This is a genomic window from Rhizobium anhuiense bv. trifolii (genome assembly GCF_024346605.1).
Taxonomy (GTDB): Bacteria; Pseudomonadota; Alphaproteobacteria; order Rhizobiales; family Rhizobiaceae; genus Rhizobium; species Rhizobium anhuiense.
In genome coordinates this window covers 1437861-1451061 of record NZ_CP098803.1, presented here as the reverse complement: position 1 = coordinate 1451061, position 13201 = coordinate 1437861, and the positions used below count along the sequence as shown (strand labels likewise).

Genomic DNA, 13201 nt, shown 5'->3' with positions numbered 1-13201 from the left:
GGCGATCAGGCAGGGACGTAGGTCAAGCGGATCACATTCTCGTCGATCCGATCATGGGCCACAAGGCGAAGCGGCGGCCGCGGTGCGGCGAAATAGGGCGTACCGTGACCAAGCACGACGGGGTGCAGGTAGATCTGATACTCATCGATCAAGCCGAGTTCGGTCAGGCTTCGCGCCAGGTTCGGGCCGGCAACTTCGATCTCCCCGTCGCGCTCGGCCTTCAACTTGCGGATCGCGGTCTCGAGATCACCCGTAACAAGCGTGGCGTTGGGGCCGACAGGCGTCAGCGAGCGCGAGACCACCCATTTTGGCTGCTTCCGCCACGCTTGCGCGAAGGCTTGTTCGTCTGCACCCCATTCAGGCTGATCGTCGTCCCAGTAACGCATGATCTCATACATTCGGCGGCCATAGACACTGCCCGCCAGCCGCTCGGTCCCCTCGATGAAGTGGCGAAAGAGCGTCGGGCTTGGCCCAAATTCCGTATGATCGACGTAGCCGTCCAGCGACTGGTTCATTCCGAACACGAGCTTAGCCATGCCACTTCCTTTCCTTAAAGGGCACATCCGCGCGGGTGGTAAAATAGCTCGACTGATTTCAAATTGCAATTGGTTTTGCAATACGCATGAGCGGCCGCCTCGCTCTCAGGGCGGGTATGCCTAGGGTCGGGAGCGGCCGAAGCAGTGACCAGCGGTGACGTTGACGCAATGACGCGCATGCTGCTGAGCATTGGCCCGCTTGGTAAAATTGCTCGTGAGAACCCCGCGATCAAGTTGGCGGCTGAACCCAAATTGCGCGGAGCACTCGCGGGCCTTGGCCACCCGGCTGGCGCAACACCGGTCGCCTCGATATGGATCGTAACAGCGAGAGCCTAAAACCTTTCTGAGTCAGTCGGACTATGCCCGTGACTGCTTCGAGCCGTCGTCAATTTTGCGGGGCAGTTAAAACCACGCGCCCCCGGCGGGGTCGAAAGTCCAACACTTGCCGACCAGGCGACGTACCTCAGGCTGCACAAAACCGATGAGATTTGTGATCAAGCCAGGATCGGCTTTCATCTCCCATGACAGTTCGATACGCTGATTGCAGAGTGCAATTTCGCTGCTGTCCTTATGAGGGAAAAATTCCGCAATCTCTTGGGATTCAATCAGCACGTCGCTCTCGCTGGCCAATTGAACGTCCAGTTCAACCGGTGCACCGAATTTCAAGTGGTCCGGAGCGACCTGCCTAAGGGGTTCACGGTACTGGGCAAGCGCGGCTTGTAGCGCAGTCAAATCGTCAAAGCCGTCACGGAAAAGGATTAGCAAAGAGAGAAGTTGCATTCATGAACCTCGGTACAAAATTCGAAAATTCCAATAACGATAACGGTCTGTTTGCAGGCCGGTCAGCCGCCCTGCCGTCGAAGCCGCAAGTGAATCACGGTTTACAACGCGCCCTGAGGCGAATGGTATCGACCAACTGGCCCTCCGTTCGATGCCCATAGACACCAACCATCATAATCGATGCCACAATAGTGGTGTTATCATCGATGTGATCATGCTCCGCCTGACCTTTCGATGCTTTAGGGACGGCCCGCCACCAGGGTCTCTCACGCAGAGATTTCTACGCCCGATTTCTGGGCCGGTTCGCTCGCTCTGGAAAGAATGAGTTACAGAGGCGCAGCATAATCCGAATCCTGTTTGGCGTACTCTGCAATTCATTATCAATGCCATCCCGATGTTTTTGGACTCGCCTATCGGCGTCCTCCGGAGACTTTCCAATCTCAACAAGGTCATTCTTTCCTTTTTGGTACAGAAAGTCCGCCTCTAGGGTGTGAAGGGCTTCGGCGACCGTATCACCTGTTTTCCCGTAGGTTTCGGCCAGTTTCATATGGACGGCCGTACAATAGAAGAATTGATATTTGGGAAAACGACGCTTGTGTTCTTGCGCGGTCGAAACGGTTGGCAAGATAATCAGAAATACTGCAATCAACCGAAATTTCATGTCGACTCTCGACGGACACCGGACGCGATCGATATCACATGCTCAGCGCCCCGTGCCCGAACTTGTCGGTTGAACCTTAACTTTCGGTTGCGACTGATGACCGCTTCGGGGCCGATAGCGGCCCCGCGATCATCAATGACTGCGTAGCTGTGCTTTTATGCGAGAGCTTCGTCCCGGCCGGAATGCGCCAATGCCGGACATTGCCGGCATTTCAAAACCGTCTATTCTGCGACGTTGCAAAAGTCAGGAAAACAACTGTCGCTTTAATCGGGAATTTCGCGACAAAAGAGAACCTCACTATGGAATCGATTATCGCGATTGGGACCATAAAAGATGTTGAGCCGTGGGCGGAACTTCGCGTTGCGCTGTGGCCGCATCACTCGCTCGAATATCATCGCGCTGAGTTGGGCCGGGCGTTGCTTTCAGAAAGTGGAGACGCCGTCGCGTTCATCGCTCGAAATGCTGCGAATGAAGCTGTCGGGTTTGCTGAGGCCACTTTGCGACATGATTATGTGAATGGATGCAGCAGCTCGCCCGTTCTATTCCTCGAAGGGATTTATATCAGGCCCGTTGACAGGCGAAAGGGTATCGCACGGTTGCTTTGCGATGCCGTTGCCGATTGGGGTAAGTCGCTTGGGTGTGTTGAGTTTGGCTCTGACGCGCCGATAGAGAATTCAGCCAGCCATGCGCTCCATACCGCTTTAGGATTTGAGGAGACCCAACGCGTCGTGTTCTTCCGAAAGCCACTATAGGCCGGAGTTGCCCTTCCACGAGATGGTTCGCCGCACAAATCCTGACTTATGCGATACTCCGGTCTTTCCCGCGTTCAAGGATGCTCGCCGCAAAACTCTAAAAGTTGGAGTTTCGCGGCGGATTTTTGCGACGGCCCATGACCGGTTCGGGCCGGAAGCAGCCGACGCGCCGCGCTGGTTGCGGTCGTCTGCGGGCGGAACTTCCTCAAACAAAAGCTCCGGCCCCATCAGCGTCGGCCGATCAACGGCCGGCGAAACGGCGTCTCGCGGCGTCGGTGACGGGTGTATAGAGGGCGACGCGTGTGCCTTCGGGATCGGAAATCTGCATCGTCCGGTTGCCCCACGGCAAATCCTTGGGTGCGTGCACGACCGTGACCTGGTCCTTGAGCCGCGCGAATTCCGCATCGACGTCCGAGACCATGAACTCGAGAATGGCTGTCCTGTTGGCGCCGGGCTCCGCACTGCCCTCGCTGAACAAGGCCACGGTTTGCGCGCTGCCGATTGCGAGGCTCGCGCCGGGGGTGACGATCTCGGCGAAGACGGGTGCAAGCCAGTCGGCGCGGCAGCCGGTCACCAGCTAATAAAAGGCCATCATGCCTGTGATATCCGCGGCAATGAGGCGGGTGGATGCGAACTTCATGATCTTCTCCTTGGCTGTGCGGCCGTCTCTTTCCTTGCTTTTGTGCCATAGCCGTGCTGACAGCGTTGTGGCAGCAGGAGTCATCAGGCATGCGAAAAGCGGATCGGCTTTTTCAGATCATCCAGATTCTTCGACGGTCGAGCCGCCCGGTGACCTCGTCCGAGCTTGCGGGGGAACTCGAGGTCGCGCGGCGAACCGTCTACCGCGATATCGCACACCTGATGGCCCAGCGTGTTCCGATCGAGGGTGAAGCGGGGTTCGGCTACGTCCTCGATCGGCGATATGACATGCCGCCGCTGATGCTGACGCCCGATGAGATCGAGGCCGTCGTGCTCGGCGTTCAAATGGTGGCAAGGTTGAATGACGCGGCCATGCGGAATGCCGCCGGCGATGTGATGGCGAAGATCACATCGGTCATGCCGCAGGACCTTCTTCCCCATATTGCCCAACCCGCCGTCGGCATCAAACCGGATGATGTCGGCGGCGGCGATGCGACACGCGATACACGTCCGCTGAGGTTGGCGATCAGGGAGGGCCGCAAGCTCGAACTCGACTATCGCGCGGCGGATGGAACGATCACCCGCCGCATCGTCTGGCCTGTGCTTCTCGGCTATGACGACACGCACAGCCTGTTGATCGCGTGGTGCCAATCGAAACAAGCCTTCCGCCATTTCCGCACCGAACGGATTCTCAAAGTCGAGCTTCTCGATGAATCCATCGGCATGTCCCGGAGCAAGCTGAGGCAACAATGGCAGCAGTGGCGCGATGCCGAAATGCGGAAATCCCGTGGGGCGCAGTGATCGTTGCGCGTATCTATGACCTTTTCCCAGTCCCCCAATTGTGTCGTTTGCGCATCACTTTCCGTAAGGTTGTAAAAACCCGCTTGGCAACGGCAATCTCATTCGCTACAAAATGGTCACCGTTTCAGATCGAACACAAGGGAGGCGTTGCATGACACTAGCAATCATCGAAGTCTTCCCGTGCGGAATGTCCCGACAGTAGGTCATTTCCATTCGCGGCCCGCCTTAAGCGCGCGCCATGCGGTTTCACTTCCCTCACAGCCCAATTTGATCTGACGGGATCAGTTTGTCTCCCGTTTGGGCTGTGCCATCCAACTCTCTATTTTGAGGACCGGCCGCCGAAACGGGGCCGAGCGATTAAAATGACTCGCAAGAAGCTCGATTTCCGCGCCGATGCTTATCGCCATGTGCTCGGCTTTGTTTTTCATCATTGGCGCCATCGGCCTGTCCTGGTGGGCGCGATCATCGTGCTGGTGATTGCAAGCACGCTGGCCGAAGTCATGGTGCCGGTTTTCTCCGGCCGGATCGTCGATGCCATTGCCGGCGGCAATGCGGCGGATGGTGCGCTCAGCGCCTTCGTCATCGTCGTGGCGCTCGGCCTGACCAGCGTGGCGCTGCGCTGGTTCATCTTCAACGGCATCATCCGGCTGACGCTGCGCACCATGGCGGATGTCGTCAATGACGGCTTCCACAAGGTGCAGCGGTTCTCCACCGACTGGCACGCCAACAGCTTTGCCGGTTCGACGGTGCGCAAGATCACCCGCGGCATGTGGGCGCTCGACGCGCTCAACGACCTGCTGCTGGTCGCCCTGCTGCCGTCCATCGTCATGCTGGTCGGCGCCAGCATCGTGCTCGGCAGCTATTGGCCGGTGATGGGCCTGATCGTCGCTTTCGGGTCCCTCGTCTATATCGGCGTGACCGTGGCGCTTTCCATGGGTTTCGTGTCGCCGGCGGCAAGGCTTGCCAATGCCTGGGACACCAAGCTCGGCGGTGCGCTGGCCGATGCCATCAGCTGCAATGCGGTGGTCAAGGCCTTCGGCGCCGAGAGCCGCGAAGAGCGGCGGCTGAGCCATGTGCTCGCCAGATGGGACAGCCGCACGCGGCGGACATGGAAGCGCGGCACATTGAGCGGCACGATCCAGGGCTTCATGATGGTTTCCATGCAGGCCGGCATTTTGGGAACGGGCCTGGTGATGTGGCAAAAGGGGCTGGCGACACCAGGCGACATCACCTTCGTGCTGGCGATGTTCTTCGTTCTGCAAGGCTATCTGCGCAATGTCGGCCAGGACATCCGCAACCTGCAGCGTGCCGTCAACGATATGGAAGAGCTGGTGCTGCTCGACAAGATGCCGCTCGGCATCGAGGACAGGCCGAACGCCACGCCGATCAGGATTGGCGAGGGCGAGATCGTCTTCGATCGCGTCACCTTCCAGTATGGCGCGCATCCCACTCCGCTTTATGAGGACTTTTCGGTCACCATCAAGCCGGGTGAGCGCGTGGGTCTGGTGGGGCATTCGGGCTCGGGCAAGACGACCTTCGTCAAGCTCATCCAGCGCCTCTTCGACGTGAAGTCGGGTTCGATCCGCATCGACGGGCAGGATATATCAGGGGTCAGGCAATCCAGCCTGCGCGGCCAGATCGCCATCGTGCAGCAGGAGCCCATCCTGTTCCACCGCACGCTGGCGGAAAACATCGCCTATTCCAGGCCGAACGCCTCGCGGCGCGAGATCGAGCAGGCGGCGAAACAGGCGAGCGCCCACGACTTCATCATGGACCTGCCCAAGGGCTATGAGACGATGGTGGGGGAACGCGGCGTCAAACTGTCGGGCGGCGAGCGGCAGCGTGTCGCCATTGCCCGGGCCTTCCTGGCCGATGCACCGGTGCTGATCCTGGACGAGGCGACCTCGAGCCTCGACAGCGAGAGCGAAGTGCAGATCCAGCAGGCGATGGAACGGCTGATGCACGGCCGCACCACGCTTGTCATCGCCCATCGGCTGTCGACGGTCAGGGCGCTGGACCGGCTGCTGGTCTTCGACAAGGGCAAGATTGTCGAAGAGGGCGACCATCAGGCGCTGATCCGGCTCAAGGACGGCATCTATCGCCGGCTGTTCGAACGGCAGGCGCTGGAACTGACCAAGGGCCTGGTGGCCTGAACCGAAACGCCAGGGCGATGCTCTGGCGTTTCCTTTCTGCGTTGGCGTCGGCGTGCGCCATCACTGCGCACGCGGGCACTGGACGATCAGCGAAAACCGCCGCTGGCGGCCAAGCGCTCGCCGGTCAGCCAGCGGGCATCGTCGGAAGCGAGGAAGACCGCGACGCCGGCGATATCGTCCGGCTGGCCGGTGCGGCCGAGCGGCGTCTGGGCCACCAAGGTCTGCTCGAAATCCGAGCCGATGACGCCGGCGGTGTGCGTACCTTCGGTCTCCACGATCCCGGGCAAGATGGCGTTGACCCGGATCTTGCGCGGGCCGAGCTCCTTGGCAAGCACGCTGTTGATGCCCTCCACGGCGCCCTTCGTGCCCGTGTAGACCGAAGAGGCCGGCGGCGCCAGGCTGGTGACCACCGACGAGATGTTGATGATGCTGCCGCCCTCGCCGAGATGCTTGGCCGCTGCCTGGGTTGTCAGCAGAACGCCCAGAACATTCACGTCGAAGATGCGCCGATACTGCTCCTCGGTCACCTCTTCGATCGGCGCGAATTCATAGACGCCGGAGTTGTTGACCAGCACGTCGAGCTTGCCGAACTGCTTGACCGCAGCATCGACCAGCCCCTGTGCCTGTTCGGCTTTCGAAACATCGCCCTGGACCGCGATGGCCTTGCCGCCGGCCGCGTGGATCGCCTCAACCACGGCGTCCGCGCCGGCCTTGCTCGAAGCGTAATTCACCACCACCTGTGCACCCTCTGCCGCAAAAGCCTTGGCAATCGCAGCGCCGATCCCTTTGGAGGCGCCGGTGACCACGGCAACCTTTCCCGTGAGCTTAGCCATATCGAATTCCTTTTGACTCGGACGGCCGTCGGGAGTGGCGACCTTGTTCCGTAGTTCAGAAATTCGGAACTATTGATCTTGATGTCAAGTGCGGCTATATAAAATTTATGCGACCGCTCTTTCACCCAGCATTAGAGGACATCCGGCCCGAAGCGATTCTCTATGCGCTTGCCGATCCGGAGCGCGCCGCAATTTTCGCGCAGCTTGCCGGTGCTGCCTGCGGCAGGACGTGTTCTGCCCTCGCGGAGTTCGGGGAGCGCGTCATCCCGAAGTCGTCGCTGTCGAATCATTTCAAGGTATTGCGGGAGTCGGGGCTGATCGTCAGCGAGCGCCAGGGTGTGGAGATGCTCAATCAAACCCGCTGCGCGGAGCTCGACGAACGCTTCCCGGGCCTGATCAAGGCCATTCTGACCGCTTACGGCCAGTTTCCCGGGCAGTTGAAGGGGCGAACGCCCCCTCAATAGTCGGCATTGCCGCCCGGTCAGAGGACCGAGACGTTCTCAGCCTTGGACTTGCCGGTCTTGCGGTCCTGTCCGACCTCGAAGCTGACCTTATCGCCTTCGCGGAGCGAACCGCCGCGTTGCAGGGCAGAGACGTGAACAAACACATCCTGTCCGCCGCCCTCAGGCGTGATGAAGCCGAAGCCCTTGTCGTCGTTGAAGAATTTAACCGTACCCGTTGGCATAAGAGCCTCCTGTTTCGTTCGTCCGGATTGCGAAGCGGACGCTACAGCGCCAGCGCTCGACTATCAATGGCGAGCATGCAGATCACTGCTATCTGGGCTTCAATTGTGCCCATGATTGTTATCGAGAGAGAGCGTCAAAGGACGCAGGCGCTCTAAGTCTTGCCCAGATGCTTCGGCCAGAATTGCTGATGGACGTCGGCGGCTTCGTCTTCGAGGTTCGTCGGGCCAACCACGGTGACGGTGCGCGCGCCGGTTTGCAGCACCGCCCGGCTCGGCACGTTCAAGCCGATCCCGGCGATCTCGCCAAGCCGCGTTTCCGAGCAGGCAAACACCATGCGCCCGATGCCCGACCAGTAAATCGCCCCGGAGCACATCGCGCAGGGCTCGGTGCTGGTGTAGAGCGTGCAGTCAGCGAGAAACGCCGTGTCGTAGTGCTGTGCGGCCAGTTTAACCAGGTTCATCTCGGCATGGTTCGTCATATCGTGGCCGGTGAAGACGCTGTTTTCGGCGCGCAGGATGACTTCGCCGTCCTTCACCAGCACCGAGCCAAATGGTTCGTTGCCACGTTCCATCGCGGATTTCGAGAGCGCGATCGCCTCGCGTAAAAACGGCTCGTGGTTTTCCATCATGGTCCCCCCGCTAGAGCGGGATGAGTTTGTCTTGAATCGGTGGGATTTCCAAGGGCTGCAAATCAGATTCGAGTCGGCGATCGGTATCGCCACCAGCGTCATTTTTTCTCATCTCGTCGCGGCGGCGCTCACGCCGACATGTCCTCGTTCCAGCGGCGTTGCATCTCCTCCGGTGTGACCTGCTCGATGGTTTGCGACAACATCCAGCGATGACCGAAGGGATCAAGCACCTGGGCCACCCGCTCGCCAAAACTCTGGTCGGTCGCCGGGCGCAACATCGTCGCCCCGGCCGACAGCGCCTGCGCCAGTGCGGCGTCGGTCGACGCCGTGTCCATGTGGAAGGTTACCGGCGAGCCTCCGACGGTATCGGGAGAAAGGGCGCCGAAGTCCGGATATTCGTCCGCCAACATCATCAGCGTCTCTCCGAAACGCAGCTCGGCATGGCCGATCCGCCCGTCCGAAGGATCGGTCATGCGGAAGACTTCCGTGGCGCCGAACGCCTCCTTGTAGAAGTCGATGGCGCGTGCCGCATCCTTGACGATGAAGTAGGCGCTCACTTTTCGGGCAAAACTCGGCATGGATGATCCTCCTTGACTGGTTTCTTTAATAACGTTACGTATCGTAATGATATGAGTCAAGAGCGCAGTGCAACACCTAGGAAAAGAGGGCGGCCGCCAAGCGCTGCCGCGCAGAGGCGCGCCTTGGAGGCCGCCCATGAAATCCTGATGGCCGAAGGTTTCGGCCGCATGACGATCGAAGCCGTGGCGGCGCGGTCCGGTGTCGGCAAGCCGACGATCTATCGCTCCTGGGCCAATGCGCAGGAACTGGCGATGGCCGCTCTTCTGGTCAACCGGCTCCCGGAAACGGAGGTTGGAGGGGCCACTGCGCAGGCGGCTCTCGGCGCGCAGATGAGCGGACTGGTGACGGCCTTTGCGAGCACGCGCGGGCGGCAGATCACCATGGCACTTGCGGCCGCCGATCCGGAAAGCGAATTCACCAAGGCCTTCCGCAATCGGGTGATCCTGTCGAGCCGCAACGCCGGTCGTGTCATCCTGGAGCAGGCTCTGGCTCGCGGAGAGATCGTGGCGCCGCCTGATATGGAGGCGCTGCTCGACATGATCTACGGACCGGTCTTCTTCCGGCTGCTGGTCGGCCATCGCCCGGTCTCGCCGGAGTTCGGCGATGCGATCGTCAGGACCGCGTTGCGGGCCGTTGCACCGTCGGGCGCATGAATCCTCACGTCGCCATCGGCGGCGCCGGTATCCCGCCTGCCCGCTGACCGCCGCTGCGCAGGCGGCCGACCAAACGAGCTAGCCGCGATCGTCACCCGGCTCGCCGAGGTGGCGCTGGACCCACTTGATCTCTTCCGAGGCGGTGCGCCCGAAATGCCGTTTGAAGTCGCGGCTGAACTGCGCCGGGCTGGCGTAGCCGACCGAAGCCGCGACCTCGGCGATCGTTCTCGTCCGGCGCGCGATCATCAATCTTGCTTCGTGAAGCCGCATGGCTTTGACATATTGCATCGGGCTGTTGCCGGTCAGATCCTTGAAATGGACATGGTAGGAGGGAACGCTCATGCCCACCTCTCTTGCCAGATCGGTGACGGCAATCTCCAGGCCATAGTTTTCCCGCAACCAGGCGAGGCTCCGGATAATCTTTCCGGATCTGCCTTTCTGCTGGAGGGCGGCGATCATCGCGCCGCCTTGCGGACCGACCAGGACCCGGTAGTGCAGTTCGCGCAGAAGGCCGGCGCCAAGCACGGCAATCTCAACGCTGCTGCGTAGCGCCGTCAGCAGGCGCAGCAGGACATCCTCGATATCGCCATCCATCCTGCTCGACACCAGGCTTCTCGGCTCGTCGCCCGGCAGTTCGGCATGCTGTTCCACCTGCAGCGCGATCTCGGCTGCCATCTGCATATCGAACTCGACATAGACCGCCAGCAATGGCCGCTCGGGACTGGCCGTCGACGTCATCCGAAACGGGACAGGCAGCGACACCGCCAGATAATGCTCCTCGTCATAGAGGAAGACCTCGCCTTCGAGCATGCCCTGCTTGCTGCCCTGCAAGACGAAAACCGCGCCGGGCTTATAGAGCACCGGGATGTCGTGGAGCACGGCTTCGGTGCGCAAGATGCGGACGGAATTGAGCGCGGTCGGATTGTATCCGTGACGCGGCGCGAGGCCTCCGGCCAACGCGACCATCTCTCGCCGCTTCGATCGGTCGCGATCGCCTGACATAGGATTTGGCAACATATTCAGAGAATCCGCCATCGAAGCACCGGGTTCTTCATACTATTTGTCAAAATCCACCCTCAATCAAGGAATGTTTGCCGATGTCACGAAAGACCTTTTTCATCACCGGATCGAATTCCGGCTTCGGGCTGGCCATCGCGTCTGCGGCTCTTCAGGCCGGCCACAGGGTGATCGGCACCATGCGCTCGCAAGCCTCGCGCACAGCGCTCGCCAAAACCCTGCCTGGCCTGCGGCCGGTCCTCTGCGACGTCACCGCGTTCGACCGTATCGATGATGTCGTCCGGCAGGCGGAGGAGGAGCATGGGCCTGTCGACGTGCTGATCAACAATGCCGGCTACGGCCATGAGGGCGTGCTCGAGGAGTCGCCGATCGAAGAGATGCGGCGGCAGTTCGACGTGAACGTGTTCGGCGCCGTCGCCGTTGCCAAGGCATTTCTGCCACGGTTCCGCGCGCGACGCCGCGGGTTCATCGTCAACGTCACCTCGATGGGCGGCATGATCACCATGCCCGGCATCGCTTATTATTGCGGCAGCAAATTTGCGCTTCAAGGCATATCGGAGGTGATGCGTGCGGAAATGGCTCCGTTCGGTGTCCATGTGACGACCCTTTGCCCTGGTTCCTTCCGGACGGACTGGGCCGGACGATCGATGGTGCGCACAGCGCGGTCCATCGCCGACTATGACGCCCTTTTCGATCCGATACGCCAGGCGCGACAGGCCGTCAGCGGCAAGCAGCTCGGCGACCCCGCCAAACTGGCGGCGGCGGTGCTGGAGCTGGTCGAATCCGATAATCCGCCGCCGCAGCTTCTGCTCGGCAGCGACGCCCTCAGCCACGTGTCGGACAGGATCGCTCGCCTGCAGCAGGAGATCGAGGCGTGGAAATCCCTCACCGTCTCGACCGACGGCTGATGGCGGAGGCTTTGCTTTCCGCTTCAACGCGGGATCATCAGCCAACTTCAGTGGATGATTTTCCCGGCCGCCTCCAGCTTCCGCCTGAGCGCCTGTTCCTGTTCGAGTGTCTTGTGCGGGAAGTGTTCCCAACACCACCAGCGCGTCGGCACGGCCGGGGATGGGCTGTGGCCCCAGCCTCCCCATTCCTTGCAGCGTGTGCCGTCGGCAAGCCGGTGCTCGCAATAATGCTCGACGATCTCATTGGCGCCGGGCGCGCTCGAATGGCCTTCAATGCTCATGGCTGCGCCATCCTTGATTTCCCGCTCTTGATGCTCTCATAGATCATCTCCAGCCGCCTCGAGGCGACATAGGCGCTGTCCTCGTATCCGGCCGATGGCCAATCCAATCGATGGCTGCCGTCAGCCGCCACGATCCAGAACCAGCGATTATCGATCCCTCCGCCTGCCTGTGACCGGAATATCCTTCCGATCTGGGTATCGCCGTCAAAAGCGACGTAATCGTCGCCGGCTTTTTCCTTCCAGGCGTGCCGCCATTTGTACTTGATTTCTCGGCCACTGACATGTTCCCACGATTTCCATGTGATTTGTTCTGGCATGCGTCGTCCTGTCCTCTCGCGAGGTATCTCTTTGACCGCATCGTTGATGGATGGCTCCCGCCCGAGCCGGTGAATTCAGATCAGCGTCGGTTCCGGATCGGGGTCGATCGGATCGATGATGTCAGCCGTGTCATTCTTGGGCGAACCCACATTGCGGCCGATCGGCCACATGGTCATCAGCTCCGCCGGGAACGGTTTCATCAGGTCGTTCGGGTCAGGCTCCGGCGACAGCCAGCGCTCGTAATCCTCGCGGTGCAGGACGACCGGCATGCGGTCATGGATCTGCGCCATCATCGCATTCGGCTCACAGGTCACGATCGCAAAGTTCCGGATCTCGATGCCGGCAGGATCTTTCCATATCTCCCAGATGCCGGCGAGCGCGAAGGGCGAGCCGTCAGCCATGGCGATCGCATAGGGCTGCTTGTTCTTGCCCGTGCCGAAGATATCCTTCCATTCGAAGAAACCGTTGATCGGCACCAGACATCGCCGCGATCTGTAAGCCGAGCGGAACAGGCCGTTGGTACTGATGCCCTCGCAGCGCGCATTGATCGGCGGCGGCCGGCCACCCGGCTTCATCCATGCCGGCATCAGCCCCCAGCGCGCCGAGGCGAACACCGGCCCCATGACATCCGGCTCGCGGACCATGTCGCGAATGATGATCGGGTAATCCAGCGTCGGCGCGCCGTTATAGCGCGGAAATCGGTTTCCGAGTGCATCGATCGCGCCTCGCTCTGCGAAGGCGAAATTGCGCACCAGTTCCTCAAGCGATGTCTTGATGTAGACGCGGCCGCACATCCAGAACTCCATTCCGCATATTAGATGTTCTGATTATGTTCTGGGTGTTGGAGGCGAGTCAAGACCGGTCGCTACAACCGACGCCGCCAACGCTTTTCGCCCGTATCAAGGCGAAGCCTGTCGAGTTTCGACCAAGGGTGATGGCAGAAATTCCGCCCTCGGCTTGACAGCCTTCCTACTGG

General features: G+C 60.6%; 17 protein-coding genes and 1 pseudogene. 6 read left to right on the top strand and 12 right to left on the bottom strand.

All coding sequences use genetic code 11. From position 1 onward, the window contains the following. Positions 1 to 5 precede the first annotated feature (5 nt). The 3 genes from NE851_RS15695 to NE851_RS15685 all read right to left on the bottom strand — a co-directional run bounded on the left by NE851_RS15695 (position 6) and on the right by NE851_RS15685 (position 1977). Positions 6 to 536 carry a dihydrofolate reductase family protein gene (locus NE851_RS15695; protein WP_063476557.1) on the bottom strand — a complete coding sequence of 177 codons (531 nt, stop codon included), beginning with the start codon at positions 534 to 536 and terminating at the stop codon, positions 6 to 8. A gap of 402 nt (positions 537 to 938) precedes the next feature. Continuing rightward, positions 939 to 1316, bottom strand: coding sequence for a hypothetical protein (locus NE851_RS15690; RefSeq protein WP_097623269.1), 378 nt, complete (start codon positions 1314 to 1316; stop codon positions 939 to 941). A 280-nt stretch (positions 1317 to 1596) separates the two neighbouring features. Continuing rightward, positions 1597 to 1977 (bottom strand): hypothetical protein, encoded by a 381-nt coding sequence (locus NE851_RS15685; protein WP_047614095.1) that lies wholly within the window; start codon positions 1975 to 1977, stop codon positions 1597 to 1599. A gap of 299 nt (positions 1978 to 2276) precedes the next feature. Here NE851_RS15685 and aac(6') point away from each other — a divergent pair, with 299 nt between their 5' ends. Continuing rightward, positions 2277 to 2729: an aminoglycoside 6'-N-acetyltransferase gene (aac(6'), locus tag NE851_RS15680; RefSeq protein ID WP_097623303.1), complete on the top strand. Its 453-nt coding sequence runs from the start codon at positions 2277 to 2279 to the stop codon at positions 2727 to 2729. Between the two features lie 241 nt (positions 2730 to 2970). Here the strand turns inward: aac(6') and NE851_RS15675 are convergent. Then, positions 2971 to 3369: pseudogene (locus NE851_RS15675) on the bottom strand (VOC family protein). A gap of 89 nt (positions 3370 to 3458) precedes the next feature. Here NE851_RS15675 and NE851_RS15670 point away from each other — a divergent pair. Both NE851_RS15670 and NE851_RS15665 read left to right on the top strand, forming a co-directional pair. After that, complete coding sequence (locus NE851_RS15670; protein ID WP_168333909.1) at positions 3459 to 4169, top strand: helix-turn-helix transcriptional regulator; 711 nt, start codon at positions 3459 to 3461, stop codon at positions 4167 to 4169. A gap of 362 nt (positions 4170 to 4531) precedes the next feature. Then, positions 4532 to 6322, top strand: a complete 1791-nt coding sequence (locus NE851_RS15665; RefSeq protein WP_168333910.1) for an ABC transporter ATP-binding protein — start codon at positions 4532 to 4534, stop codon at positions 6320 to 6322. Positions 6323 to 6408: 86 nt separating this feature from the next. On the opposite strand, the gene NE851_RS15660 is transcribed toward NE851_RS15665, so the two are convergent. Then, a complete protein-coding gene (locus NE851_RS15660; RefSeq protein ID WP_168333911.1) occupies positions 6409 to 7155 on the bottom strand; it encodes a glucose 1-dehydrogenase in 747 nt (248 codons plus the stop codon). A 107-nt stretch (positions 7156 to 7262) separates the two neighbouring features. Between NE851_RS15660 and NE851_RS15655 the strand changes: the two genes are divergently transcribed. After that, the gene (locus tag NE851_RS15655; protein WP_047614087.1) at positions 7263 to 7619 is read left to right on the top strand and encodes an ArsR/SmtB family transcription factor; all 357 of its coding nucleotides are present in this window, start codon (positions 7263 to 7265) and stop codon (positions 7617 to 7619) included. Between the two features lie 17 nt (positions 7620 to 7636). On the opposite strand, the gene NE851_RS15650 is transcribed toward NE851_RS15655, so the two are convergent. The 3 genes from NE851_RS15650 to NE851_RS15640 form a co-directional block, all read right to left on the bottom strand. Next, the gene (locus NE851_RS15650) at positions 7637 to 7840 is read right to left on the bottom strand and encodes a cold-shock protein (protein WP_047614086.1); all 204 of its coding nucleotides are present in this window, start codon (positions 7838 to 7840) and stop codon (positions 7637 to 7639) included. A 152-nt stretch (positions 7841 to 7992) separates the two neighbouring features. Then, on the bottom strand, positions 7993 to 8466 hold the full coding sequence (locus NE851_RS15645) for a nucleoside deaminase (RefSeq protein ID WP_047614464.1): 474 nt from the start codon (positions 8464 to 8466) through the stop codon (positions 7993 to 7995). Positions 8467 to 8597: 131 nt separating this feature from the next. After that, on the bottom strand, positions 8598 to 9047 hold the full coding sequence (locus tag NE851_RS15640) for a VOC family protein (protein ID WP_047614085.1): 450 nt from the start codon (positions 9045 to 9047) through the stop codon (positions 8598 to 8600). A 51-nt stretch (positions 9048 to 9098) separates the two neighbouring features. Between NE851_RS15640 and NE851_RS15635 the strand changes: the two genes are divergently transcribed. Then, on the top strand, positions 9099 to 9701 hold the full coding sequence (locus tag NE851_RS15635) for a TetR/AcrR family transcriptional regulator (protein ID WP_168333912.1): 603 nt from the start codon (positions 9099 to 9101) through the stop codon (positions 9699 to 9701). A 78-nt stretch (positions 9702 to 9779) separates the two neighbouring features. Here NE851_RS15635 and NE851_RS15630 read toward each other — a convergent pair whose 3' ends face one another. Next, positions 9780 to 10718 (bottom strand): AraC family transcriptional regulator, encoded by a 939-nt coding sequence (locus NE851_RS15630; protein ID WP_168333913.1) that lies wholly within the window; start codon positions 10716 to 10718, stop codon positions 9780 to 9782. An 80-nt stretch (positions 10719 to 10798) separates the two neighbouring features. Between NE851_RS15630 and NE851_RS15625 the strand changes: the two genes are divergently transcribed. Beyond that, on the top strand, positions 10799 to 11626 hold the full coding sequence (locus tag NE851_RS15625) for an oxidoreductase (RefSeq protein WP_047614081.1): 828 nt from the start codon (positions 10799 to 10801) through the stop codon (positions 11624 to 11626). Between the two features lie 47 nt (positions 11627 to 11673). Here the strand turns inward: NE851_RS15625 and NE851_RS15620 are convergent, their stop codons facing one another. The 3 genes from NE851_RS15620 to NE851_RS15610 all read right to left on the bottom strand — a co-directional run bounded on the left by NE851_RS15620 (position 11674) and on the right by NE851_RS15610 (position 13019). Then, the gene (locus NE851_RS15620) at positions 11674 to 11907 is read right to left on the bottom strand and encodes a hypothetical protein (protein ID WP_097542781.1); all 234 of its coding nucleotides are present in this window, start codon (positions 11905 to 11907) and stop codon (positions 11674 to 11676) included. Continuing rightward, positions 11904 to 12224 (bottom strand): hypothetical protein, encoded by a 321-nt coding sequence (locus tag NE851_RS15615; protein WP_097542782.1) that lies wholly within the window; start codon positions 12222 to 12224, stop codon positions 11904 to 11906. Before NE851_RS15615 ends, NE851_RS15620 begins: the two co-directional genes overlap by 4 nt. Positions 12225 to 12299: 75 nt before the next feature. Next, positions 12300 to 13019 carry an SOS response-associated peptidase gene (locus NE851_RS15610; RefSeq protein WP_063476549.1) on the bottom strand — a complete coding sequence of 240 codons (720 nt, stop codon included), beginning with the start codon at positions 13017 to 13019 and terminating at the stop codon, positions 12300 to 12302. Positions 13020 to 13201: the final 182 nt, after the last annotated feature.